This window comes from [Lactobacillus] timonensis, from assembly GCF_900240275.1.
Taxonomy (GTDB): domain Bacteria; phylum Bacillota; class Bacilli; order Lactobacillales; family Lactobacillaceae; genus Limosilactobacillus; species Limosilactobacillus timonensis.
Map to the genome: position 1 here is coordinate 725,640 of NZ_LT964761.1, position 25,043 is coordinate 750,682.

Here is a 25,043-nt window from a genome sequence, read left to right on the forward strand (position 1 = left end):
AGCTAAAGGAGGAACAAGAGAGTGGCTGAACAAGACACACCAAGTCGGATTAGCAGTACCAATCTGACAAGCCAGATGAGGAACTCGTTCCTGGACTACGCAATGAGTGTTATTACTGCCCGGGCATTACCAGACGTCCGGGACGGACTCAAGCCGGTCCAACGGCGGATTCTTTACGGGATGAACGAACTGGGGGTTACTCCGGATAAACCGTATAAGAAGTCAGCCCGGATTGTTGGGGACGTCATGGGGAAATTCCACCCACATGGTGACTCCTCAATTTACGAAGGGCTCGTTCGGATGGCTCAGGACTTTAGCTACCGTTACATGCTGGTTGATGGTCACGGTAACTTTGGTTCGGTCGACGGCGATTCGCCAGCGGCTATGCGTTATACCGAAGCGAAGATGAGTAAGATTGCCGTGGAAATGCTCCGCGACATCAATAAGAATACCGTTGATTTTCAGGATAACTACGATGGGACCGAAAAGGAACCAGTTGTCCTCCCTTCACGTTTTCCAAACCTACTGGTTAACGGGGCTTCCGGGATTGCTGTCGGGATGGCAACGAACATTCCGACCCATAACCTGGGAGAAGTCATTAGTGCTATTCACCTGCTGATGAAGAATCCGGATGCGACGACTGAAGACTTGATGAAGGTTTTGCCGGGACCGGATTTCCCTACCGGTGGGGTCGTAATCGGCAAATCTGGCATTCGCAAGGCTTACGAAACCGGGCGGGGATCAATTATCGTCCGGGCAAAGGTTGAAATTGCCGAAAAGAAGAATGGTCGCCAGCAGATTATCGTGCACGAAATCCCGTTCATGGTTAACAAGGCTAAGCTGATTGAACGGATTGCTGAACTAGCTCGGGAACACGAAATCGACGGTATTACGGGTGTCAATGACGAAACCGACCGTGAGGGGATGCGGATCGTTATTGACGTACGTCGTGATGCCAGTGCCGAGGTGATTTTAAATAACCTCTATAAACTGACAATGATGCAAACCAGCTTTAACTTCAATATGCTGGCCATTGTCGATGGCGCTCCACGGATCTTGAGTTTGAAGGAAATCCTTCAATACTACCTGCAACACCAGGTTGAAGTTGTCCGGCGGCGGACCCAGTTTGAATTGAACAAGGCACAGCGCCGGTTGCATATTGTCGAAGGGTTGCGGATCGCCCTGGACCACATCGACGAAATTATTAGCATTATTCGCCAATCGCAGACCAGTGAAATTGCGAAGAAGCAGTTGATGGACAACTTTGGATTGTCTGACCGGCAAGCCCAGGCTATTTTGGACATGCGGCTGGTAAGGCTGACCGGGCTGGAACGCGAAAAAATTGATGAAGAGTACAAGAAGCTGACCGCGGCTATTGCTGATTACAAGGATATCTTGGCTCATGATGAGCGGATCAACCAGATCATCTATGATGAGTTAATGGAAATCCAGCGTAAGTTTGGTGACAAACGGCGGACGGAACTGCAAGTTGGTGACATTACCAACATCGAAGACGAAGACCTGATTGAAGAAGAGGACATCATTGTCACCCTGACACATAAGGGCTACGTCAAGCGGTTGCCAGTTGACGAGTTCAAGTCACAGAATCGTGGTGGCCGTGGTATCAAGGGGATGGGTGTCCACAAGGACGACTTTATTGAAGAACTGATTTCTAGTTCAACCCACGACTTGTTATTGTTCTTTACCAACACCGGGAAAGTTTACTCGATGAAGGGTTACGAGATTCCCGAATACGGGCGGGCTGCCCAGGGGATTCCGATCATTAACTTGTTGGGTATTAATAACGATGAGAAGATTAATACCGTCATTAATGTTTCACATGAAACAAATTACGATGACAAGTACCTCTTCTTTACTACCGTTCAGGGGACCGTTAAGAAGACCGCGGTGGAAGAATTCAAGAATATCCGGAGTAACGGTTTAAAGGCAATTCACCTGCACGAAGGTGACGAGTTAATTAACGTTGATATTATTGACGCTCACCAGAACATGATTATCGGGACTCACGATGGCTATGCCCTGAGTTTCAACTCCGACAACGTCCGCTCAATGGGACGGGCTGCTACTGGTGTTCGCGGCATCCGACTGCGTGGGGATGATTACGTGATCGGTTCGGCACCGCTCAAGGACAGCAGTAAGGTCTTTGTTATCAGTGAAAATGGTTACGGTAAGCAGACACCAGCCGACGAGTACCCAATCAAGGGTCGTGGCGGCATGGGTGTCAAAACGACTAATGTCACTAAAAAGAACGGGTCACTAGTTGGGCTGACGACCGTTGACGGTGACGAAGATATTATGCTGGTTACCGATAAAGGGGTCATTATCCGCTTTGGTATCGAGACCGTTTCCCAAACTGGTCGTTCCACGATGGGTGTCCGGTTAATTCGGTTAGATGACGGCGCCCAGGTTGCGACGATGGCCAAGGTTGCCAAGGATGAGGAAGAAGATGGCGATCAATCCTCAGCTGAGGCTTCCTCAACCGAAGAGGGCGAAAAAACTACCGACTAATTTTTGGGTAAAATAGTTAAAAAGACCGGGATGCCTCGTACTTTCTAGTTAGTACTGCATCCCGCTTTTTTTTGTTCAAACAAATCGTGAAAATACACTGAAAACCTTGTATTACTTACGTTTGTATGTTAGTATTTTTAGCTGTGAGTATACGTAATCTACGTCTACTCTCCTTGTTCTTACCGCTAGTGGTAAGAGCCAGAGTCCATAAGGAGGTGTAAATAATGGAAACACGCAAATACGAAATTACTTACATCATTCGTCCAGACCTTGAAGAAGCTGCCAAGAGTGAATTGGTTGCTCGCTTTGACAAGATCCTGACTGACAATGGTGCACAGCTCGTTGATTCAAAGGACTGGGATACCCGTCGTTTTGCTTACCCAATTGATAAGTACACTGAAGGTACTTACCACGTGGTTAACCTGACGACAGATACCGATGAACCTTTGAACGAATTTGATCGTTTAGCTAAGTTCAGTGACGACATCCTTCGTCACATGATCGTTAAGCGCAACGACTAATCAAAGGATGACAAAACTGAGAGGAGTGGATGCCGATGCTTAATCGTGCAGTCTTAACTGGACGTTTGACAAAAGATCCCGAGGTGCAGTACACCGCCAACGGAACTCCGGTCCTGTCTTTCACACTGGCAGTTGATCGTCAATTCCGTAACAAGCAGGGAGACCGCGATGCGGACTTTATTAACTGCGTTATCTGGCGGAAGTCAGCCGAGAATTTTGCAAACTTCACTCACAAGGGTGCCTTAGTTGGCATTGATGGCCGTATTCAAACGCGAAATTATGAAAACAATCAGGGACAGCGCGTTTACGTGACTGAAGTGGTTGTCGATAACTTCGCCTTGCTGGAACCCCGTCGCCAGGGTGGCAACGGTGGTGGCCAGTATAATGGCGGTCAAAACCAGTATGGTGGCGGTAATGGTTCCTACAACCAGGGCCGGGGTAACAACAGCTATGGTAGTGGTCAGGGCCAAAGTAATGGCTATGGCAATAACAATAGCTATGGTGGTTACCAGAATAACAGCTACCAGGGGAATAACAACGGTGGTGCCGTTGAAATCAACGACGACTCGTTGCCATTCAACACCAACAACCAACCAGCACCGTCTGCTTCTCAGCAGAATAATTCATCGTCGACCCCGTCCAATGACCTGACGGCTGACCAACTGCCAACTGGTGGTAGTAAGCCGGCAAGCAAGGGTGACGAGAAGAAGAAGTCAGATAACCTGACTAATTCTGAAGACGATTTACCATTTTAACAACATCATCGAGTAGAGGAGGGTAATTTCATGGCTCAACAACGTCGTGGCGGCCGTCGTCGTCGCAAGGTCGACTTCATCGCCGCAAACCACATTGAATACATTGACTACAAAGACACCGACTTACTTCGTCGGTTCATCTCAGAACGGGGCAAGATTTTGCCACGTCGGGTTACTGGCACTAGTGCCAAGAACCAACGTAAGCTGACGATCGCTATCAAGCGTGCACGGATTATGGCTTTACTGCCATTCGTTGCCGAAGACTAATCGTCAATCAAATGAACCGGATCATCAATCTGATGGTCCGGTTTTATTATTCTTTAAAAGTCCCCAACAGCCAGCAAAAGCTGGTGTTGAGGACTTTTTTCAGTTATTCATCGCTTTGGCCTGGCTGGTCGACGATGTTTTTGGTAAACCCTAGTGGTTAGACCATAAATAATAAGGTAGAGCACCAGAAGGCTAACTTTAATAATAATGCCAACCGTAATCATTTATTGGGAGGGTAATATCAAATGAAATCAGGTCAGGGTCTGCTGTTGCCACTTCCGAAGCAACATGATTTCAAACGGCTCTTTGTCAATCGGTACTGATAGCTAATTTTGACCAGTTCAAGCAACTAGTTTGCTTGGACTGGTTTTTCTAGTGTTTATGGGGTCCTTAATCATGATGTGCGAATTTTTCAACGCTATTAGAATTCGGATTCTAAAACGAAAAAAGTTGCGAAAACCATAAGCTGTCCGTTTAATCACTTTGATCTTGTTGTTAGTGCCTTCGATTGGACCATTAGTTAACTGGTATCGAAAACTCCTGATGATTTCTTCCTGGTGTTGGCGCAAAGTCCGCTGAACTTTCTGAAATCGATGTGGCAGACTAGTGAGTTTGCGTTTTAAAAGCGTCGTTAGCTCGTCCTCCTGGCCATGATCGACTGCATCAACCAGGGTCTGGTAGTAGTCATAAGCTTTTTGTAAATCCTCTGACATAGCTAGCAGACGGTCCACGACTTCGCTATTGGACAACCAGGCGCCACGAAAGTTGCGCCTTGGACGGTGATGAACACTATCTAAGGAACTAACTTTCTGTAAAAGCAACTTCCAGAAACGCTTCAAGGCGCGATACTCATGAGTTTCATGACCATAATGATTCATTACTTTGATCCGGACAGCTTGAAAGGCTCGATAAGCCTGGGCGACGATGTGAAAATGATCGGCAATGATGCTCGCATTGGGAAACAATTCTTTAATTAGGCCTCGGTAAGGTTGGTAGAGATCGACCACAATTAGCCGGACTGCCAACCGTGCTTGACGGGTAAAGTGACGATAAAAGTATTGTTTGAGAGAGCGAGAATTGCGCGATTGGATAATATCAATGGTGCGATGGTTGACGGGATTCATTAAGAGCATACTCATCCCACTCGTCGCAAACTTTCCGGACTTAAAGTCATCCAAAGCAATTGTGGCCGGTAGCCAGTTTTTTTCTGGGGTGAACGTATCCTCTAGCGAGTCGATTGTTCTGGCCACGGTACTGGCAGAAACGTAGTAGTCCTTAGCCAACTCTTTCTGTGAAATATTACGATGAAGGTCTTTAGTAATGTACTGTTTAACGTTATTGGCGATCCGACAGCCACGGCTAATCCCGTGAATCGTGGCGACTTTCGTTACCGTTTCCGGACACTCAGCTGTTGGCTTACAAATATACTGTTGTTTTCTAATCATCAGAAAGGTCTTTACACCAGCGACCGACAGGGCGGTAACGACTACTGGGCGTTGGCGAAACCCATTTTTTAGCATCGGTCGACCACAGATTGGACAAAGGCACTTGCCAGTCTTGACTAGATGAATAACTTTGAACTTATCGGCAATCGTCTCGGTACCTTCTTTATCTAGTTGAAGTCCTGGGTCTTGGATTCCGGTTAAAAAGTTGATATTATTAGTCACGAGGATTANACAAAGGCACTTGCCAGTCTTGACTAGATGAATAACTTTGAACTTATCGGCAATCGTCTCGGTACCTTCTTTATCTAGTTGAAGTCCTGGGTCTTGGATTCCGGTTAAAAAGTTGATATTATTAGTCATGAGGATTAATTTCCTTTCTGGAGGACAATCACCACGCTTTAGGGTTGTGGGGTGATTGTCCATTTTTTATATGGATATCATAAATGAAAAAAGGCACTGATGAAATATTACATCAGTACCGAATAGTGTAGAACCTTTCAAACAAAAACCCCGGCGAAATGCCGGGGGTCATCTTGTTAACTAAGCAGGTGCTTAGTGTTGTTCATTATTGTTGTTCAGTGGACGCATCGTTGGGAAGAGGAGAACGTCACGAATTGAACGAGCGTTGGTCATCAGCATAACCAGACGGTCAATGCCGACACCCAGACCACCTGTAGGCGGCATACCGTATTCGAGGGCTTCAACGAAGTCTTCGTCAATTGGTTCGTATTCGTCGTTACCTTGTTCGTGTTCCTTGGCCTGAGCTTCGAACCGTTGACGTTGGTCAATTGGGTCGTTTAGTTCAGTGAAGGCGTTAGCGAATTCGGAACCAACGATGTAGAGTTCGAACCGGTCAGTGAAACGGTGGTCCTGACGGTTGATGTGGGCCAGTGGTGAAATTTCAACTGGGTGACCGTAAATAAAGATTGGTTGGGTCAGTTGATCTTGAACCTTGTCTTCGAAGAAGGCGTTAATAATATGACCAACCTTCCACCAACTCTCGTACTTGACACCGTGTTCGTCAGCCAGTTGACGAGCTTGTTCATCACTCATTGGCTTCCAGAAGTCAACGCCAGTGTACTTCTTAACGGCGTCAACCATGTGCATCCGAGCAAATGGCTTGCTGAAGTCGAGTTCAGTACCTTGGTAGTTAATCTTCATGTCAGGGTTCATGACGCGAGCAGCTGCCTTGAAGATCCCTTCGGTTTCACGCATAACATCGTTGAAGTCGAAGTAAGCAGCGTAAGTTTCCATCGTATCGAATTCTGGGTTATGACGAGTGTCCATCCCTTCATTACGGAAGACACGGCCCAGTTCGTAAACCCGTTCGAAACCACCGACGATCAGACGCTTGAGCCGCAGCTCAGTAGCGATCCGCAGGAACATTTCAATGTTCAATGCGTTGTGGTGGGTAGTGAATGGACGAGCATCAGCACCAGAAGCAACATTCTCCAGAATTGGAGTTTCAACTTCAGTAAAGTCGTTGTCGTCCATGTAACGACGGATAGCCTTAATAATTCGGGTCCGGTCGTGGAAACGCTTGAAGCTTTCAGGATTAGTAATCAGGTCCAGGTAACGTCGACGGTAAACCAGTTCAGGGTCTTGCAGACCGTGGTACTTTTCTGGCAGTGGACGCAGAGCCTTTGTTAAGAAGGTCATCTGACGAGCACGGACAGTCAGCTCACCAACGTTGGTCTTGATGACATCACCGGTAATTCCCCAGAAGTCACCAAGGTCTGAATCTTCAAATAACTTGTAAGTGTCGTCACCGACAATATCTTGGCGAACATAGATTTGAATCTGACCACCGCGGTCTTGGATGTCAGCAAACCCTGCCTTACCACTTCCACGCTTACCAACCATCCGGCCGGCAATCGTTACCATGTTGTGTTCGTCCTCCAGGGTTGCTTCATCCAATTCACCGAATTCTTCACGAATTTGACTAGAAATGTGAGTCCGTGGGAAACGTTGACCAAATGGGTCGATACCTTGTGCCCGCAAATCGTCCATCTTTTGACGACGGACACGCATTTGATCATTCATATGTTCTTCATTAGCCATTATGTAATTCCTCCTATTTTGACAATGCTGCAGTTCGAAGCTCGACAGCTCGACTACGATCACGTTGTCATTTCGTCACATCAAGCAGCTTCCACTAAACAAGGGGAAACTGGTAGTTCACAACTGAAATATGGAATGGTGAACGTCTTAACTTTCTGACGAGCATGCTTCGCTGCATTTTGCTTTTCTAACATTAATTGGTTACAACAGTAACGCAGCGGTTTAGCAAACGCCGAGGTCACGGAGGAAGAGAATATCAAGTTATTGCTAATGGTGAGGAGATAACTAGCAACTAAAGTCCGTCGTGGATGAAGAATATTCTCATAATGATTAAAAATTCTTCGTCGCTGGACAACTTGATTTCCGTCTTCCCGGTTTAACGTTTCGTGCTCATCAGCAGCCGACACTGCTGAGTCGCGGCGCAACGTGGAGTTATTAGCCCCCGCCATTGGCGTGACACCGACTCTAACAGGAAATAAGACATTGGTAATTGTCATTCCATATTCACCCCCTTTGCTTAAGTTGCCAAAATCATAGCACGATAACATTAGGAATATCAACCCTTTGAAAGGGCTTTTTTAATTAAATTCTAATAAAAAAGGTTTACTTAGCCATTTTTCCTGGCCTTTTGAACGGCTGGACTAACCAATTTCCTAATATTAATAATTAAAAGAGGGTAATAGTTCGTCCTTTTTAATACATATTGGGGAAGAGGGTGAAAGTAAAAAAAGGAAAGCACTTCGTTATTTTTCTAAACGATTTTATAAAAGAAAATAAAATGAGAAAAAACTAGTATTAATAATCCGGTTAGATAAGATGGTGACAGCTGATAGGATCGGGTTATGTTAGGAGGAGTTAAGGATTAGTTAGACGATAATTATGAGAAAAAGTTATCGGTACCCGATTATTAATTGATGATTAGCGACCAAAAGTGCATAAATTCCGGCGGAAATGAAAATGATGAAAAACGTTCATTCAGCGAAAAAGCATAATTATTAAAACGGTCTAACTTTACCATTCTAATAACAATTATGGGTTTGAAATCTCCATAATTAAATGGTATTCTGGTGCTGTAGACGTTTACATCCTGGGTGTAAGTTGTTGCAGTTTTCTGCAAACTACACGTTTCTGATTTGTGATCAGAGGGGGATTATCAAAGTATCAACACACTAACGAATAAATTTTGCAGAGTTTTTTTATTTAAGCAATTATTTTTCCACTTCGCTAGTCGATGACGATCCGGTTGGTAATTCCTCAGGTCGCAATGAGTTGTTGTTTAATAGAAAGGATTTTTTACATGAAGTTATTAAGTATTGCGTGTTCAGGTGAGGAAGCACAAAAGTATTTTAAGACTTCTCGTGAAATCGTTGATGCTCGTAAAGACCAAGACTTCACGGATGTTGCAGCTGTCGTTTTAACTGAAGATGCTGTTGATTTGATTGACAAGGTTGATGAGACTTACTTGGGTCTGCCAATCTTCCTTATTACCGATGACGCTGACAAGTTTCCACAGGAATTGCGTGAGAAGGTCTTCCATTTTATGGATGGAGATCAGAAGTACGCTAACATGTACACTGGAGAAATTGAAGCAGCGGCTAAGGAATATGAAGCTAGGATGATGCCACCATTCTTGGGTACTCTAATGAACTATGCTTCAGAAGGACACCTGAGTTTTACTACTCCGGGTCACCATGCTGGTAAGCTGTTCTTGCGTCACCCAGCTGGTCGTTGGCTTTATAACTTCTTTGGCGATAATTTGTTCCGTGCTGACCTTAGTTCTTCGGACCCAGAAGTCGGTGATTTGCTGACTCACGGTGGTGCTGCACTTGCTGCTGAAAAGCATGCTGCTAAGGTTTACAACGCCGATAAGACTTACTTTGTAATGAATGGGACGTCGACTTCAAACGCAATTGTTACCTCTGCTGCTATTGCACCAGGTGACCTGGTTCTGTTTGACCGGAACAACCACAAGTCCAGCTACATCCACGCACTGGAAGATGCTGGTGGTATTCCGATTTATCTTGAAACTGAACGGAACCCATTCGGGTTTATCGGTGGAATTACCGACAAGGCAATGACTGAAGAACACATTCGTAAATTGATTGCGAAGGTTGATCCAGAACGTGCTAAGGAAGAACGCCCAATTCGTTTGGCTATCATTGAACTTGGTACATACGACGGCAGTATTTACAATGCTCGTCAGGTTATTGACCGGATCGGCCACCTTTGTGACTATATCCAATTTGACTCTGCGTGGGTTGGTTATGAACAATTCATCCCGATGATGAAGGGTGGTTCACCGATGTTACTCGATGACCTTGGCCCAGACGATCCTGGTATCTTTGTTACCCAGTCTGTTCACAAGCAGATGGCAGCGATGTCACAAGGTTCATACATTCATAAGAAGGACCATCATATTAAGGGACAGAAGCGCTACATTACGCACAAGCGTTTCAACAACGCTTACATGAAGTTTACTTCTACTTCACCATTCTACCCAATGTATGCATCTCTTGATGCCAACTCCTACATTATGCAGGGAAAGGCTGGTCAGCGGATGTGGCTCAATACTGTTAAGCTCGGTATTGAAGCACGGAAGCGCCTCTTCAAGGAATCTAAGCTGTTCACCCCATTTGTCCCACCAGTTGTTAATGGCAAGAAGTGGGAAGATGGCGACACTGATGAAATGGCCAATAATATTGACTACTTCAAGTTCCGCAAGGGTGAAAAGTGGCACCGCTTCGAAGGCTACGCAGACAACCAGTACTATGTTGACCCACTGAAGATCTTAATTGAAACTCCAGGGATCAGTATGGAAACTGGTGACTACGAAGACTTCGGTGTTCCTGCTAACATTTTAGCTAACTTCCTTCGTGAACACGGGATCGTTCCAGAAAAGAGTGACTTGAACTCAATCGAATTCCTGCTTACTCCTGCTGAAACGAAGACGAAGGTTGACAACTTAGTAAACCAGATTCTCCGGTTCGAAAAGATGGTTGAAGACGATGTTGACCTGCAAGACGTATTGCCGGTAATTTACAATGAAAACATTGACCGTTACCGTGGATACACTATTCGTCAGCTTTGCCAAGAAATGCATGACTTCTACAAGAAGAGCAACGCAAAGCTTTACCAAAAGCATTTATTCCAGGAAGCTCACTTCCCAGAACAGGCAATGACGCCATACGCTGCTGACAAGGAATTAATTCGCAACAACGCTGAATTAGTACCGCTGGAAGACATCGTTGGTCGTGTTGCCCTTGAAGGTGGTCTTCCATACCCACCTGGCATTTTGGTTATTGCCCCGGGTGAACGTTGGTCTGAAGAAGCTCAGAAGTACTTCTTGATTCTTCAAGATGGTATCAACAACTTCCCAGGATTCACTCCTGAAATTCAGGGTGTCTACAATGAACCTCAACCTGACGGAAAGGTTAAGGCTTACGGTTACGTACTTAAGGACGAATCAGTTCTTAACAAGTAAACGTCTACAAATAATCTATACATAGTTATTGGAGATCGATGTTATGGCTGAAAATTCAAAAAAGATGAGTGTCACCCAGCTGACAATCATCACTGCTGTTAACATGATGGGTTCCGGTATCGTTATGCTGCCAAGTAAGCTGGCCTCAGTTGGTACCATGTCAATTCTTTCATGGTTAGTTACTCTGACTGGTGCTCTTTGCTTGGCCTACGGTTTCGCCCGTTGTGGTATGTTTAGTAAGAATACTAAGGAAGGTATGGGTGGCTATGCTGAATACGCGTTCGGTAAGGACGGTAACTTCATGGCTAACTTTACTTACGCCTTGTCACTAGTTATTGCTAACGTTGCTATCGCTGTTTCTGCCGTTGGTTACGGTTCAGTACTTTTGAACATTAAGTTGAGTCCAATTCAGACTTGTCTCTGGACAATTGTAATGGTTGTTATTACTACCCTGGCTAACTTTGGTGGTCCTTCCATTACCGGGAAGATTGGTTCTGTCACTGTTTGGGGTGTTATTATCCCTGTTGTGTTCATTTCCATCTTTGGTTGGTTCTGGTTCCATGGTCACCTTTACGCTTCTGCTTGGAACGTTCACAACATTTCATTTGGTAAAGGGATTGCTAGTTCCATTCCGATCACTCTGTGGTCATTCTTGGGTCTGGAATCAGCTGCTGCCAACTCTGATGCCGTTGAGAACCCTCAAAAGAACGTGCCAATTGCTGTTCTAGTTGGTACCATTGCAGCTGGTGTTATTTACATCCTGTCAACTAACGTTATGCAAGGGATTGTTCCTAACGCTGCAATTGCTAAGTCAAACGCACCATTCGGTTTGGCATTTGCTACAATGCTTGGCCCTGTTTGGGGTAAGATTTGTATGGCTCTGATGACTATCGCATGTATCGGTTCACTGCTTGGCTGGCAGTTTACTGTTGCGGAAGTCTTCCGTTCATCAGCTGTTGCTGGATACTTCCCAAAGGTATTCAACAAGGTTTCAAAGCTGGGTGCTCCAATTGCCGGGATGATTATTCTGATGATTGTTCAGATCCTGCTTTCACTGATGACGATCAGTCCAGACTTGAACGCACAATTCAACAACCTGGTTAACTTAGCCGTTGTTACCAACTTGGTACCATACGTACTGAGCATGGCTGCTGTTAAGGTTATTCAGATTGACGCTGGTCTTAAGGCTGGGGACCGTGGCTACAGTATGACTAACTTCATTACGGTAGTTGCTGGTATTTACAGTCTGTATTCCATGTACGCATGTGGTAACCTGGCACTGGCACTCGGTGCTCTGGTTGCCTTTGCGGGCTGGACTATTTACGGTCTGATTTCACACAAGTTTGATTACAAGCCAATGTAATTCTGCTTGCTGGTTGAAGTAAAGAAGTCGGGAATTTCCCGGCTTCTTTTTTATTTTGGAGTAACTTCAAGTCGGGTAGCAAATTATGATATGATAGAAAAGATTATGACTATCTATCTGGGGGAGGGAGAATAGTGAAAAAACTTTTTGGCCAAAATGATTGGTTTTTCTTCATGAAAAATAGCTCAATCCGGGCTAACGCCATTTTTATCTTATCCTTGTCGCTGATCAGTATTGTGGTTGGCTTTTGGGTTAACTGGGTAGTTGGTTTGATAATGATTATCTTTGCGGTTGTTGGCTGCTGGGTTGCACTACACCAACTCCATCAGCTGCAAAATGATACTGAAACCTATATTAATGACCTTACTTACCAGGTTGAACGAGGACAGCAGGAAGCACTCCTGGAAATGCCTATCGGGATGATCATGATGGATGACCATGACGTCATTAAGTGGATCAACCCTTATATGTCGCACTATTTTAAGATGGAACTAGTAGTTGGCCGGCCGCTGATGAAAGTCGATAGTAAACTGGCTAAGTTAGTTGATGAACATCGCCATGATAATGACAGCACGATCGTTTCCTGGAAACACCGCCGTTTTCAGTTTCTTATTCAAGATCGTTACCACGTTATTTACCTGATGGACGTGACAGAATTTGATAATATTAAGGCTCGCTACCGCAACGAGCGGGTCTTCATTGGTGAAGTGTACCTGGATAACTACGTGGAACTAGTCCAGGGAATGAGTGATTCGGATGCTTCCAACCTCCACAACTACGTTACCTCTGAACTTAGTAAGTGGGCCAAGGTTAACCACCTAATGCTGAAAGTTATCGACGATGATAATTACTTACTCGTTGGTTACCAGTATTCATTGGATAGTTTGGAAAAGAAAAAGTTTAAGGTCCTTGACGTTATCCGCAACAATACGTCTAAACAGAATTCACCGGTTACCCTTAGTGTCGGAATTGCTTATGGTGAAAATGACCTGACAAAACTGGCCAATACTGCTCAGCATAACTTAGACTTGGCGCTCGGTCGTGGGGGTGACCAGGTAGTTGTTCGTGCTGAGAATGGGCAGGCCCGTTTCTACGGGGGGAAGACTAACCCGATGGAAAAACGGACCCGTGTCCGCGCCCGGATGATCAGCCAAGCCATGCAGGAGTTGATGGCTCAGGCTGACCAGGTCTTTGTAATTGGCCATAAGAACCCCGATATGGACGCCATGGGTGCCTGCCTGGGGGTTCACCGCATTGCCGAGATGAACAACCACGAATGCTGGATTGTTTTGGATCAGGAGCAGGTACACTCTGACATTGCGCGACTGATGTTAGAAATCAATAAGTACCAAGACATTAGCGACCACATTATTACCCCTGAAGAGGCCGCTAAAAAGGCCACGAGCAAGAGTTTGTTAGTGATGGTTGACCACTCCAAACCAAGCATTTCGATTTCGCCGAAATTGTGTGAACAGTTGGCAAACCGAATTATGATTATTGACCACCACCGACGGGGCGAAGAGTTTCCGGAAAACCCGCTGCTGGTTTATATCGAACCGTACGCTAGCTCGACTTGTGAGCTAATTACCGAAATGTTTGAGTACCAGCCACGGGAAAGTGAGTCGCTCAACCGGCTGGAAGCCACGACGATGCTGACGGGAATTCAGGTCGACACCAAATCTTTCACCAAGCAAGCAGGGACGCGGACATTTGATGCTGCTAGCTATCTTCGGTCAGCCGGGGCGGACGGGTTGATGATTCAACGGTTTATGAAGGAGAATCCGGATAGTTTTCTGGATCGCAATCACCTTATTTCAACTGTCCAATTTATTAATGATAAAATGGCCTTGTGTGCCGGTGAAGATGACCAAACTTACGACCCGGTAACGGCGGCTCAGGCAGCCGATATGCTTTTGCAGATGTCGGGGGTCGATGCTTCCTTTGTCATTACCCAGCGTGCTGACGGTGTCGTTGGTATTTCTGCCCGGTCAATGGGTGACTACAATGTCCAGCTAGTTATGGAGAAGATGGGCGGTGGGGGTCACCTGGCTAATGCCGCAACCCAAATTAAGGGTAAGAAGGTCAGTGAGGTTAAAAAAGAACTGATCGACCTGCTGAACGATAAGGGTAACGGTGAGTCAAGCAGTAATGAAGCAAATACTACTGAGGAGTGAAAGTAATGAAAGTTATTTTTATTAAAGATGTTCGTGGCCGTGGCAAACGGGGCGAAATTAAAGAAGTTTCCGATGGTTACGCTGAAAACTTCCTCATCAAGCGGGGAATGGCTAAGCGGGCAACCAAGGCAGCGTTAGGTCAGCTGCGCGGGCAGCAACGCGCTGAGGAGAAGCAGGCGGCCGAAGAATTAGCGGCAGCCAAGGCAATGAAGAAGCGCCTGGAAGACGATAACACGGTTGTTGAACTGAGCGCGAAGGCTGGCGATGATGGGCGGATCTTTGGCTCCATTTCCAGCAAGCAGATTAAGACTGCTCTGGAAAAGCAGTTTGGTCTCAAGATTGATAAACGAAAGATCGAACTGGCGGCGCCGATTAAGGCAACAGGCTACGTCAGCGTACCGATCCGTCTCCACCACGACGTTTCTGCTAACATTCGGGTCCACATTGCGGAGAAATAAGCGCAACGTTTATTCTTTAAGGAAAGGGGGGAACCAGCGTGGATAATGCACCAACAATGCAACAGCTACCGCACGATACGGAAGCTGAGAAAGCCGTTCTGGGGGCGATTTTCTTGTCCAAGAAGGCTTTTGTGACGGTTGACGCAATAATTGATGCTGAGGATTTCTATGTTCGCTCACACCAGCTGATCTACCACGCCATGGTCGAAATCAATGACCGTGGTGAACAGCGAATTGATGCGGTCACGATGCGAGACGAGTTGAACAGGGAAAACGAACTCGCCAATGCCGGTGGTGTCCAGTACATTGCCGAACTCGCTGGTTCCGTCCCAACTGCGGCCAATGTTGAAAACTACGCTAAGATTGTTCACGACAAGGCGGTCGTACGGCGACTAATTGACGTCAGCCAGAACATCATTGATAAGAGTTATGCCGGTAATACGGCGGTTGACGACCTCGTGGATGATGCTGAACAGCAGGTCATGAATATCTCGGCCGGGGGCAATAATAACGGCTTCCACAAGATTGAGGACGTGTTGGAGGAGTCATTCAACAACATCATGGCCCTTTCCAAAAATGAAACCCAGGTACCAGGGTTAGCGACAGGTTATCGTTATCTCGACCAGATTACTACGGGGCTGCATGCCGGGGAACTGGTGATTATTGCGGCACGGCCAGCGATGGGGAAGACTGCCTTTGCGTTAAATATTGCCCAAAATGTGGCTGTGCGGGTGGCCAATTCTACTGTTGCAATCTTTAGTCTGGAAATGAGTGCAGAATCGCTGGTTAACCGGATGATCTGTGCCGAGGGTAGTATTGATGCTCAGCACCTACGGACAGGAAAGCTGTCTAAGGATGAAACCAAGAGCCTGTTTAGTTCAATGGATACCTTGTCACGAGCCAATATTTTTATTGACGATACTGCCGGGATTAAGATTAGTGAAATCCGGGCGAAAAGCCGACGTTTAGCTGAGCGGAGCGGTTTGAGTCTAATTATCGTTGACTACCTGCAACTGATTGATGGTGGGGGAAGCGCTGAAAACCGTCAGCAGGAAGTGTCGATGATTTCCCGTTCGCTAAAGAAACTGGCAAAGGAGCTCGGGGTACCAGTGATCGCCCTCTCACAGCTTTCACGGGGAGTCGAACAGCGGCAAGATAAGCGACCAATGATGTCTGACCTGCGTGAATCGGGCTCGATCGAGCAGGATGCGGACATCGTTAGCTTCCTTTATCGTGAAGACTATTATGAACGGGAAGAAAGCAACGACGAGGATGATGGACCTGTTGAAGGTGATGATCAGCCAAGTACCAGTGAAATGGAAGTTATCATCGATAAGAACCGGAGTGGTCCGCGGGGAACCGTTAAACTTCTCTTTAACAAGAGCTGTAACAAATTCATGGGAATCGATTACAGTCGTAGCCAGGAAGAAGAACAATAACAAGAACTCTTGAATTACAGTGCGGGGAATTTTCCCGGTGCTGTTTTTTGGTGGAACTAAAACAACGGAAAGGAGCGAACGAATGAAAAACGAACTTAAATTACGTTGGCTATTACTGGGAACATTCTTAGCCAGCGTTGGTAATAGCTTTGTTTGGCCGTTGACGACAGTCTATGTCCATACCCAGTTGCACCAGTCACTGACGATGTCCGGGATCGTCCTCCTCTTTTATTCCGGAACAAACGTTGTTGGCAGCTACATCGGTGGCCGTCTCTTTGACAAACATAACCCGCAAAAATTGACCATGTTCAGCGTGCTTGCGGAAGTTGTGATGATGGTCCTCTTGATGTGGCAGAATGGTTGGCCGGCATACCCGCTATTGTTGCCAGTTGTGGGATTTTTAAACGGTTGGCTGATGACGATGCTTAACTCCTACGGGACGCGGATTCACGCCCATGATGGCCGTTTTGTTTTCAATATGCTCTACTTTGCTAATAACTTTGGAATGATGATTGGGACAGCTGTTGTGGGGCCAATGTATCAGGCCACCCATAACCGGGTAGCGCCACTCTTTGCGGTGACCGGTATAATGTATCTCTTCTTCTTGTTCGTTGTGTGGCGTTGCTACCGGACTAAGTTTGCCGGCCCGAAACGACAGAAACTGCGCAAGGCGAAGGGCGAGAAATTACCGTCGCCCAACATGGCAATTATTTGGACCTTCTTCATTGGGATTGCTATTATTTGGGTAGTTTATAACCAGTGGTCAAGTAATATGTCCGTTTACATGACTGGTAAAGGGATTTCACTGAGTCTTTACAGTTTATTGTGGACAATCAATGGTCTCTTGATTGTGACCTTTCAACTGGCGTTAAGCTGGTTAAACCGGATCTTCCGCAACCCGTACCACTTAGTTTATTTTGGACTGTTGACCTTTGCCCTCTCGTTCTCAATCCTCCTGTTTGCTCGGACCTACTTCTGGTTTGTAATATCAATGGTGGTCCTGACGCTCGGGGAAGCGACAGCCTTTCCAACAATTCCGTCAATCATTAATGAACTGACCCCGTTGGCGGAAAAGGGCAAGTACCAGGGACTTTTCAATGGTTGGTCATCAGCAGGCAAGGCAGTGGGACCACTGTTTGGCGGGTTGGTCATTGGCGCTGCTTCCTACCGGGTCCTCTTTATTGTCTGTCTTGTTTTGGCATTAGTGGTCGAAGCAGCGGTGTTCTTTGTGAGCCATACTACCCGGAAGAAAACAACCCGGTTCTAGTGAAAGGAACAGGTAAATGAGATTATTGAGTGTTATTTTGGTCAACGTGGTAGCAGCTGAGGCTTTGTTTATTATGGTCTTGGAGATGTTTCTAACACAGACGAAGCTGGCCCGTGATGCCTTTGACTTGTCGGCTGAGTACCTGGCACAAAAAGAGACCAAGGTCAGCATGGCTAACCAAGGCCTTTATAACGGTTTTCTGGGTGTCGGTATTCTGGTAGCAGAGCTATTGCTAACCGGGGATGCACAAGTCATCGTTCTATACTTGTTTATCGGCTTTATCCTGGTGGCAGCTATTTTTGGCGCCTTGACAGCCAATAAGAAAATTCTGCTTACCCAGGGCTTGCCAGCTTTACTCGCGCTCGTGGCATTGATCGTCAATCATTGAAAAAGAAAAATAGCGGTTCTTCGGCCGCTATTTTTTGTACAAAAAAACGCCACTGTTCAGTGACGGTAAATAATGGGCAGTCAGGGGATCGAACCCTGGACCCACGGATTAAGAGTCCGTTGCTCTGCCAGCTGAGCTAACTGCCCATGTCATCTTGACAACACAAATTATGTTATCAATTTTCTAAGGCTTTTGCAAGGACTTTTTATAAAGATGTTAACAGCTGGTATTTAAAATTCATTTATTGCCGATATTCTTCAACACAGAAGTTCCTGTGGTGACAAGTTGGGCACGTTAATTTGCGGGTATTCGGGGTATGACGGGCTAAGACCCAATTTTGAACACGGGGACGACGGGGACGAATTCGGAACGACAGTTGAGGCAAAGGTATAGTGAATGCTGGTAATAAGAAAAAGTAAGTTGTCCGCAGATGAGAAGCGATAAAACTACCCCCAAGACAAGCCGCCACGGAGAGGCTCCCTGGCTGATGACAAAGATTAAGCTGACCAAAAACAGCAGGTCAATGACTAAACCCCAGCCGACCATTGTTAACCGGAAATGATGAAGTTGCTTGGCCATCTTCATATTAGAACGAACTTTTGCTTGTAATTCAGGAGAAAAGCTGTTGCTTGACTGAAGCTGCTTTTTAAAATATCGCAATCCTGCCAGCTGTGATTACAATTGATGGATTTGTTGGTGCAGCATGGCTGTCTGTTTATCAATTAACGCTGAGAGGGTCTTACTTGCTTGCCTATTATCAATTAGCTCTTGGATATCTTTAAGCGTAAATCCTAGTTGGCGGTAAGTAATAATTTGTTGAAGTCGCAAAAGGTCTTGCTCATCATACTCTCGCCGATTACTTTGGCTCCTTTTGGCACGAAGGAGGCCCTTTTGATCATAATATTGGACCGTCCTAATAGAAGTATGACACTGTTTGGCTAACTGACCGCTATTGAACATAAGTATTCCTCCTTTCCAGATAGTGTTATCTTACATAATAACGTTAGGTAATAATCAAGGAGAAAATAAAAAAAGTCACCGAAATGGTGACTTGTCAACCTCTGATGGGCAGTCAGGGGATCGAACCCTGGACCCACGGATTAAGAGTCCGTTGCTCTGCCAGCTGAGCTAACTGCCCATAACTCAACATTCAATATAATATCAATTAATTGGGGGAAAAGCAACCCCTTTTTTTGATTAATTGCAAAATGATCAGTGGTTAGTGAAAGTAGCTAAAGGAAAGCAATTTCACCGGTGTGATATAATATACCCGTTAACTAAGAACGCTAAAAGTGTAATGGCGTGCCATTAAAACCCAAGTAATGGAGGGACCGGAACATGGCTAAGAAGATATTGGTTGTTGATGACGAAAAACCAATTTCAGATATCATTAAGTTCAATATGGAAAAGGAAGGTTACGAAGTTGTCGTTGCCTATGATGGTGAAGAGGCACTAGAGAAGGTTGAAAGTGAATCACCTGACTTAATTATTCTGGACTTGATGCTGCCAAAAATTGACGGACTCGAAGTCGCTAAGCGAGTACGGGCAAAGCACCACACGCCAATCATTATGGTGACAGCAAAGGATTCCGAATTAGATAAAGTGCTCGGCTTAGAACTAGGGGCTGATGATTACGTTACTAAGCCATTTTCTAACCGGGAACTGGTTGCACGGGTGAAGGCAAACCTACGTCGGCAGAGCGTTAACCTGAAAGCGAGTGCTGATGAGAACGGCAATAAGGACATTGAAGTTGGCGAATTGACGATCCACCCGGATGCTTATACCGTCACTAAACGGGGTGAGAATATCAACCTAACCCACCGGGAATTCGAGCTGTTATCTTACCTGGCTAAGCACCTTGGCCAGGTTATCAACCGGGAAACCCTCTTACAGACAGTTTGGGGTTACAACTACTACGGTGATGTTCGAACAGTGGATGTTACTGTCCGGCGTCTCCGGGAAAAAATTGAAGAGAACCCAAGCCATCCCCGTTGGTTAGTGACCCGGCGCGGAGTCGGCTACTACCTGGCAAAGCCTGATCAGGATTAGGGGACTGATTAGTTGTGAACAGCAAAATCAAATTTTTTCAATCAATTCGCTTTAAAATCGCCCTCGTTTTGACGTTAATGCTCCTGTTAACGCTTGAACTGGTGGGGGCGGTTTTTGTGCGCCAATTGGAAACGCAGAACCTCAATAACTTTAAACAGCAGATTACGCTTCCCTCCTATGTTAATAACTCACTGGCAACTCAGCTGAATAGGACAAATACCCAGAAGGCGAAACGCAGGATTCAACAAATTTTGTCGGAAGTTAATAACAGTAACATCAGTGAAATCCGGGTAGTGGACACGAAGGCCGAAATTCGTGGGACGAGTAATGCGAACAACCAGGGCATTGTTGGTCAGCGAAGTGAAGACTCGGCAATTAAGAACACCCTCTTAAACGGCCGTGCTCATACTCAAAACATTTACGACAATAGCAATCGCTACTATGTTAGCGTCGTGCCGCTTTTTACGACTAACGGCAACACCCTGGTTGGTGCAATTTATATGCGGGCTAATCTCGAAGGTGTTTACCGAACGGTTAACAATATTTCCCTGATTTACGTCTCTGCTGCTCTTTTGGCCATCGTCTTGGGAATTGGGTTGTCAATTCTTATTTCCCGGGAAATTACGGCACCAATTGAGAAAATGCGCCAGCAGACCATGCGAATTGCCCGTGGAGATTTCTCCGGGCAGGTGCGTGTCACTGATAATGACGAACTAGGACAGCTTGCGGGAGCCGTTAACAACCTGTCTGTACGGGTGGAAGAATCGCAGGAAGCATCCGAATCGGAGCGCCGTCGACTGAATAGCGTCCTCAGTCACATGAGCGATGGGGTTATTTCGACGAACCGGAACGGCTACATTATCATTATTAACCAAACAGCCTTGCAGATGCTGAATTATGATGATGACGATGACGTCATTGGCCAGTCGATCATTGATGTCTTAAACATCCGTAGTGAGTATAGCGTTCGGCAACTGGTCGACGAACAGCAGCATATTTTGCTTGATATGAGTAAGGGTGACCAGAGTAATAGTGATGGCCAGATTTTAAACGCCTACTTTTCACCGATTCAACGCGAATCCGGCTTTGTCAGCGGGCTAGTTTGCGTTCTCCATGATGTCACGAGTCAGCAAAAGGAAGAACGCGAGCGGAAGGAATTTGTTTCTAACGTTTCTCATGAGTTGCGGACACCACTGACGAGCGTGAAGAGCTATGTTGAGGCCCTGACTGATGGCGCTTGGCAGGATAAAGAGGTTGCTCCGCAATTCTTGAAGGTCGTCCAGGATGAGACAGACCGGATGATTCGGATGATCAATGACTTGCTGAACCTTTCGCGAATGGATTCAGGAACCGCCAAGCTTGACCTGGAGTACGTGAACATCAACGAGTTATTTAACTACATCCTTGACCGCTTTGACATGATCATTAAAAAAGAAGAAGAGGACGGGACGGTTAAGAAACGTTATACCATTGTCCGTCATATTGCAAAGAAAGACTTATGGGTTGAAATTGATGCTGATAAGTTTACCCAGGTCATTGACAACATTATGAACAATGCCGTTAAGTACTCACCAGATGGTGGGGTAATTACCGCGCGGCTAGTTGAAACTCACCGCCACGTCATTTTAAGCATTAGTGACCAGGGACTGGGAATTCCGCGCAAGGACCTGGGGCACATCTTTGACCGTTTCTTCCGGGTGGACAAGGCCCGGTCTAGAAAGCAAGGTGGGACCGGCTTGGGATTAGCCATCTCTAAGGAAGTTGTTAATATGCTGGGTGGTTCCATCTGGGTCGACAGTGTTGAAGGAAAAGGTTCGACATTCTATATTTCACTACCGTATATTCCGTATGAAGAAGGGGATGAATGGAACGATGATCAGGAAACTGAAGGATAGCTGGTTATCAATTCTCTTAGCAATTGTTGTTATCTTCAGTATCGTTTTGTCATTCTTTATCTGGGTTGCACCATACAATAACGCCACTCATAATCGTGGCGATGCTGGTAATGTTAAGCAGTTTAACCTGCAGTCGATTGGCGACATTTATTTACCAACCGAAGTGGTCAGGGTTAAGAGTGATGGTAGCGCGGAGATGCTGTACGGCCAAAGGGACAACTTGGTACTGACGAGCCGGAACATCATTAACAAATGGCATTTTGGCAACCCGACACGGGTTAGTCATGATGACCAGCAACACTACTTGGATATGTTGCGGATGCCGAAAACGATGGTGCTGAGTTACTATTATCCAGTTCCAACGGCGGTCTTTAATCAGGTTTACTCTCAGGACCTGAACACCAAGCGAATGGGACGAGTAACAAGAATTGTGTTGCCGCTAAATAACCGTAATACTGCTTACTTACTCAACGACAGTAACTTCGCTGTCTACCGCGTCCACTTGTCTAAAAATCAAAACCAGAAGTTAAATTCGCTGCTGGCAAGTACAGGTGGCGGACAAGTCAACGTGGACCGGCGGGTGATTGACCACCGAATTTACAGTTTTTATATGCGTGGCATTACCCTGCCGAGTTTTGCCTACCAGGTAGAAACACAGAAGATTGATAACGTTACGCATAACTTGATGAATGATACTAACGGCAATAACATTTCTACTTCCAATAAGGGGAACATAACTGTCTACCAAAACGGGACTAACAAGCGGCTGACGTACAACCACGAAACGAAAACCATTAGTTATGATAACTACCTCGGGAAGAACAATAACTTGAGCACTACCCAGTTGTATAACACGCTCTACCAGCGTTTGACGAAAACTGGAGTGGTAATGGACTCGATGCGGTTTGATCAGTTTAACGAAAAGCAACAGGCAATTACTTATGTTCCCTATGTTGAGGGGTTTCCGGTTTACAGTCCGGATGGGTATGGGACAGTCAAAATTTCGGAAAACTACGAAGGCGTTGAGCTTTACCGTTATTCCCTATACAGTTTGCAGACACCGGTACCAACTAATGCTGAGAAGGTTAAGTTGCCATCAACGGCAGCGGTGGTTAATGAATTGCGACAAAGCGGTAAGTATAAGGAAATCAGCGGCATCCGGGTTGGTTACAACTGGGATAGTCAATCTACTGATGAAAAGACGGTTACCCTAAAACCAACATACTTTGTTGATTATCACGGTACCTGGATTAATTACCAGGAATTGCTCAAGTAAGGAGGGACTGCCATGAACTTCAAAAAGATACAGTGGATTTTCTTGGCAGCCTTTGCCTTGCTTGATATTTTCTTGGCATCGTTTGTGTTGATGAATACCAAGTTTGTCTCGATTGGCAAGCAACAAAGTTCTAGCCAAATTATTCTCAAAGAGATGAAGAACGATTCAATTATTACCGGCCCTCTTTCAGGAAAAAACCGGATGGGCTACTACCTCTCGGCGGCTAAGACCGATGATAATCAAGAGTTACAGTCTCACCAGGACCAACTGAAGGGACAAACACCACGAGTTGTTGGTAGTAACTTTACCAGTAGCTTTAATAACCCGGTCAGAATTGACAAGACCAAACCACAGGCAAAACTTGACCAGCTTTGTCAAAACCCGAAATGGGTTATTAATGGCCGCCAGTATACGTACAATGAACACCTGTCTACGAGTAAAACGGTGGTTTATACGCAAACAATGGCCGGTGAGCCACTATTTGGCCCCGCGGGACTGCTGAGGTTTCGGTTGAATGACCGGAACGAAGTAGTTGGCTACACGCAGAGTTTTCTGAAACCGGGGGAAATCTTGCGTCCTCGACAGACAGCAATTAGCCAGAAACAGGCAGTAATTGCCCTCTATAAGCATAATGAAATTCCTAGTGGGTCAACAATTCAGTGGGTTGATTTTGGCTACAGCAGACTACTAACTTATGGCAACCACGCTGTTTACATTCCAACGTGGACCGCGTCAATCAAGGCGAAGAATACGGGGAAGAAGATTCACTGTCAGGTGAATGCCTTCACTGGTATTGTGATGAAAAACGGTGGCCAATCAACGAGTAGTAGTTCGTCAACGTATAATAATTAAGGTGGGACGATATGCAACGTGATGAAAAATTTCAGTTTAGCGTTCTTGCTAGCGGTAGCACTGGCAATTCAACGTATTTGGAAACACCCCACCACCGCATTCTGATTGATGGTGGCCTCAGCGGGAAGAAAATCGAACACCTGATGGCCAGTGTTGGCCGGTCAATGAAGGATGTTGAAGCTATTTTCGTGACACACGAGCACAGTGACCATTGTCAGGGGGTTGGCGTCATTGCACGTCGTTATGGCTTAGATGTTTATGCTAACCGGGGAACGTGGGCAGCAATGAGCAAGCGCCTGGGGAAGATTGACCCATTACAAAAGCACCTCCTGGAACCTGGGGAAATCAAGGATTTCGGCGACTTGCAAGTCGAGAGCTTTGCGGTGTCGCATGATGCCGCGGAACCACAGTTTTATCAGGTTCACCACGATGATCAGACCTTTTGTGTCTTGACGGATACAGGGTACGTTTCAGACCGCGTTGCTGGGACGATTCGTGATGCCGATACCTACTTAATGGAATGCAACCATGACGTTCGGATGCTGGAAGAGGGTCCTTACACCTGGGCACTCAAACAGCGGATTCTCGGTGATGATGGCCACCTGTCCAATGAAGAGGGGGCGAACGCCCTCATGAGTGTTGTCGGCCACCGTACCAACGAAATTCTCCTTGGCCATCGCAGCCAGCATAATAACCGGCGGTCACTTGCCCACCTGACAGTGGCTTCGCTGATGACCCAACATGACTTTGGTGTAGACCATGATTTTATCCTCAAAGACGCTGAACCCGAGGAGGCAACACCGTTAACGACGGTATAAATAAT

19 protein-coding genes, 2 tRNA genes and 1 pseudogene are annotated in these 25,043 nt (G+C 46.0%); 16 read left to right on the plus strand and 6 right to left on the minus strand.

The window, feature by feature from the left end; genetic code table 11:
- The first annotated feature begins 21 nt into the window (after positions 1 to 21).
- The 4 genes and pseudogenes from gyrA (at position 22) to rpsR (ending at position 4,072) form a co-directional block, all read left to right on the plus strand.
- A complete protein-coding gene (gene gyrA / locus C1710_RS03475) occupies positions 22 to 2,529 on the plus strand; it encodes a DNA gyrase subunit A (RefSeq protein WP_102280085.1) in 2,508 nt (835 codons plus the stop codon).
- A gap of 224 nt (positions 2,530 to 2,753) precedes the next feature.
- Positions 2,754 to 3,050 (plus strand): 30S ribosomal protein S6, encoded by a 297-nt coding sequence (rpsF, locus tag C1710_RS03480; RefSeq protein WP_102280087.1) that lies wholly within the window; start codon positions 2,754 to 2,756, stop codon positions 3,048 to 3,050.
- Positions 3,051 to 3,085: 35 nt separating this feature from the next.
- A pseudogene (ssb, locus tag C1710_RS03485) lies at positions 3,086 to 3,628 on the plus strand (single-stranded DNA-binding protein); the annotation flags it as partial.
- A 207-nt stretch (positions 3,629 to 3,835) separates the two neighbouring features.
- On the plus strand, positions 3,836 to 4,072 hold the full coding sequence (gene rpsR, locus C1710_RS03490) for a 30S ribosomal protein S18 (RefSeq protein WP_102280091.1): 237 nt from the start codon (positions 3,836 to 3,838) through the stop codon (positions 4,070 to 4,072).
- Positions 4,073 to 4,413: 341 nt separating this feature from the next.
- Here rpsR and C1710_RS03495 read toward each other — a convergent pair whose 3' ends face one another.
- From C1710_RS03495 to C1710_RS03505, 3 genes are all read right to left on the minus strand, one after another.
- Positions 4,414 to 5,739, minus strand: coding sequence for an ISL3 family transposase (locus C1710_RS03495; RefSeq protein ID WP_102281734.1), 1,326 nt, complete (start codon positions 5,737 to 5,739; stop codon positions 4,414 to 4,416).
- 330 nt (positions 5,740 to 6,069) lie between these two features.
- Positions 6,070 to 7,578, minus strand: a complete 1,509-nt coding sequence (lysS, locus tag C1710_RS03500; protein WP_102280094.1) for a lysine--tRNA ligase — start codon at positions 7,576 to 7,578, stop codon at positions 6,070 to 6,072.
- Between the two features lie 80 nt (positions 7,579 to 7,658).
- Positions 7,659 to 8,075 (minus strand): hypothetical protein, encoded by a 417-nt coding sequence (locus C1710_RS03505; protein ID WP_102280097.1) that lies wholly within the window; start codon positions 8,073 to 8,075, stop codon positions 7,659 to 7,661.
- An 800-nt stretch (positions 8,076 to 8,875) separates the two neighbouring features.
- Between C1710_RS03505 and speC the strand changes: the two genes are divergently transcribed.
- The 7 genes from speC to C1710_RS03540 all read left to right on the plus strand — a co-directional run bounded on the left by speC (position 8,876) and on the right by C1710_RS03540 (position 18,148).
- On the plus strand, positions 8,876 to 11,059 hold the full coding sequence (gene speC / locus C1710_RS03510; protein ID WP_102280099.1) for an ornithine decarboxylase: 2,184 nt from the start codon (positions 8,876 to 8,878) through the stop codon (positions 11,057 to 11,059).
- Between the two features lie 43 nt (positions 11,060 to 11,102).
- Positions 11,103 to 12,422: a putrescine-ornithine antiporter gene (gene potE, locus C1710_RS03515; protein WP_102280102.1), complete on the plus strand. Its 1,320-nt coding sequence runs from the start codon at positions 11,103 to 11,105 to the stop codon at positions 12,420 to 12,422.
- 134 nt (positions 12,423 to 12,556) lie between these two features.
- Positions 12,557 to 14,596 (plus strand): DHH family phosphoesterase, encoded by a 2,040-nt coding sequence (locus C1710_RS03520; protein ID WP_102280104.1) that lies wholly within the window; start codon positions 12,557 to 12,559, stop codon positions 14,594 to 14,596.
- Positions 14,597 to 14,601: 5 nt separating this feature from the next.
- Positions 14,602 to 15,054 (plus strand): 50S ribosomal protein L9, encoded by a 453-nt coding sequence (gene rplI, locus C1710_RS03525; RefSeq protein ID WP_102280106.1) that lies wholly within the window; start codon positions 14,602 to 14,604, stop codon positions 15,052 to 15,054.
- A gap of 38 nt (positions 15,055 to 15,092) precedes the next feature.
- Positions 15,093 to 16,493, plus strand: a complete 1,401-nt coding sequence (gene dnaB / locus C1710_RS03530) for a replicative DNA helicase (RefSeq protein ID WP_102280108.1) — start codon at positions 15,093 to 15,095, stop codon at positions 16,491 to 16,493.
- A gap of 82 nt (positions 16,494 to 16,575) precedes the next feature.
- Complete coding sequence (locus tag C1710_RS03535; RefSeq protein ID WP_102280110.1) at positions 16,576 to 17,760, plus strand: MDR family MFS transporter; 1,185 nt, start codon at positions 16,576 to 16,578, stop codon at positions 17,758 to 17,760.
- 16 nt (positions 17,761 to 17,776) lie between these two features.
- Positions 17,777 to 18,148: a DUF1304 domain-containing protein gene (locus C1710_RS03540; protein ID WP_102280112.1), complete on the plus strand. Its 372-nt coding sequence runs from the start codon at positions 17,777 to 17,779 to the stop codon at positions 18,146 to 18,148.
- A gap of 73 nt (positions 18,149 to 18,221) precedes the next feature.
- Here C1710_RS03540 and C1710_RS03545 read toward each other — a convergent pair.
- From C1710_RS03545 to C1710_RS03555, 3 genes are all read right to left on the minus strand, one after another.
- Positions 18,222 to 18,294 (minus strand) — tRNA-Lys (locus C1710_RS03545).
- A 529-nt stretch (positions 18,295 to 18,823) separates the two neighbouring features.
- Entirely contained in the window at positions 18,824 to 19,108 is a 285-nt protein-coding gene (locus C1710_RS03550; RefSeq protein ID WP_102280114.1) for a MerR family transcriptional regulator, read from the minus strand.
- Positions 19,109 to 19,213: 105 nt separating this feature from the next.
- A tRNA-Lys gene (locus C1710_RS03555) sits at positions 19,214 to 19,286 on the minus strand.
- 200 nt (positions 19,287 to 19,486) lie between these two features.
- Here C1710_RS03555 and yycF point away from each other — a divergent pair.
- The 5 genes from yycF to C1710_RS03580 are packed head-to-tail and all read left to right on the plus strand — an operon-like array spanning position 19,487 to position 25,038.
- Positions 19,487 to 20,197: a response regulator YycF gene (yycF, locus tag C1710_RS03560; RefSeq protein WP_102280117.1), complete on the plus strand. Its 711-nt coding sequence runs from the start codon at positions 19,487 to 19,489 to the stop codon at positions 20,195 to 20,197.
- A gap of 14 nt (positions 20,198 to 20,211) precedes the next feature.
- Positions 20,212 to 22,092 (plus strand): cell wall metabolism sensor histidine kinase WalK, encoded by a 1,881-nt coding sequence (walK, locus tag C1710_RS03565; protein ID WP_102280120.1) that lies wholly within the window; start codon positions 20,212 to 20,214, stop codon positions 22,090 to 22,092.
- Complete coding sequence (locus C1710_RS03570) at positions 22,070 to 23,368, plus strand: YycH family regulatory protein (protein WP_180961291.1); 1,299 nt, start codon at positions 22,070 to 22,072, stop codon at positions 23,366 to 23,368. The genes walK and C1710_RS03570 overlap by 23 nt, the downstream gene beginning before the upstream one ends.
- 12 nt (positions 23,369 to 23,380) lie before the next feature.
- Positions 23,381 to 24,220, plus strand: coding sequence for a two-component system regulatory protein YycI (locus C1710_RS03575; protein WP_102280125.1), 840 nt, complete (start codon positions 23,381 to 23,383; stop codon positions 24,218 to 24,220).
- Positions 24,221 to 24,231: 11 nt separating this feature from the next.
- Complete coding sequence (locus tag C1710_RS03580) at positions 24,232 to 25,038, plus strand: MBL fold metallo-hydrolase (RefSeq protein ID WP_102280127.1); 807 nt, start codon at positions 24,232 to 24,234, stop codon at positions 25,036 to 25,038.
- The last annotated feature ends 5 nt before the right edge of the window (positions 25,039 to 25,043 follow it).

Bases quoted from the DNA above. Each gene is read 5' to 3' on its own strand.
- rpsF (WP_102280087.1), top strand. From the start codon at position 2,754: ATGGAAACACGCAAATACGAAATTACTTACATCATTCGTCCAGACCTT.
- rpsR (WP_102280091.1), top strand. From the start codon at position 3,836: ATGGCTCAACAACGTCGTGGCGGCCGTCGTCGTCGCAAGGTCGACTTC.
- lysS (WP_102280094.1), bottom strand. From the start codon at position 7,578: ATGGCTAATGAAGAACATATGAATGATCAAATGCGTGTCCGTCGTCAA.
- C1710_RS03505 (WP_102280097.1), bottom strand. From the start codon at position 8,075: ATGACAATTACCAATGTCTTATTTCCTGTTAGAGTCGGTGTCACGCCA.
- speC (WP_102280099.1), top strand. From the start codon at position 8,876: ATGAAGTTATTAAGTATTGCGTGTTCAGGTGAGGAAGCACAAAAGTAT.
- potE (WP_102280102.1), top strand. From the start codon at position 11,103: ATGGCTGAAAATTCAAAAAAGATGAGTGTCACCCAGCTGACAATCATC.
- rplI (WP_102280106.1), top strand. From the start codon at position 14,602: ATGAAAGTTATTTTTATTAAAGATGTTCGTGGCCGTGGCAAACGGGGC.
- C1710_RS03535 (WP_102280110.1), top strand. From the start codon at position 16,576: ATGAAAAACGAACTTAAATTACGTTGGCTATTACTGGGAACATTCTTA.
- C1710_RS03540 (WP_102280112.1), top strand. From the start codon at position 17,777: ATGAGATTATTGAGTGTTATTTTGGTCAACGTGGTAGCAGCTGAGGCT.
- C1710_RS03550 (WP_102280114.1), bottom strand. From the start codon at position 19,108: ATGTTCAATAGCGGTCAGTTAGCCAAACAGTGTCATACTTCTATTAGG.
- yycF (WP_102280117.1), top strand. From the start codon at position 19,487: ATGGCTAAGAAGATATTGGTTGTTGATGACGAAAAACCAATTTCAGAT.
- C1710_RS03570 (WP_180961291.1), top strand. From the start codon at position 22,070: ATGATCAGGAAACTGAAGGATAGCTGGTTATCAATTCTCTTAGCAATT.
- C1710_RS03575 (WP_102280125.1), top strand. From the start codon at position 23,381: ATGAACTTCAAAAAGATACAGTGGATTTTCTTGGCAGCCTTTGCCTTG.
- C1710_RS03580 (WP_102280127.1), top strand. From the start codon at position 24,232: ATGCAACGTGATGAAAAATTTCAGTTTAGCGTTCTTGCTAGCGGTAGC.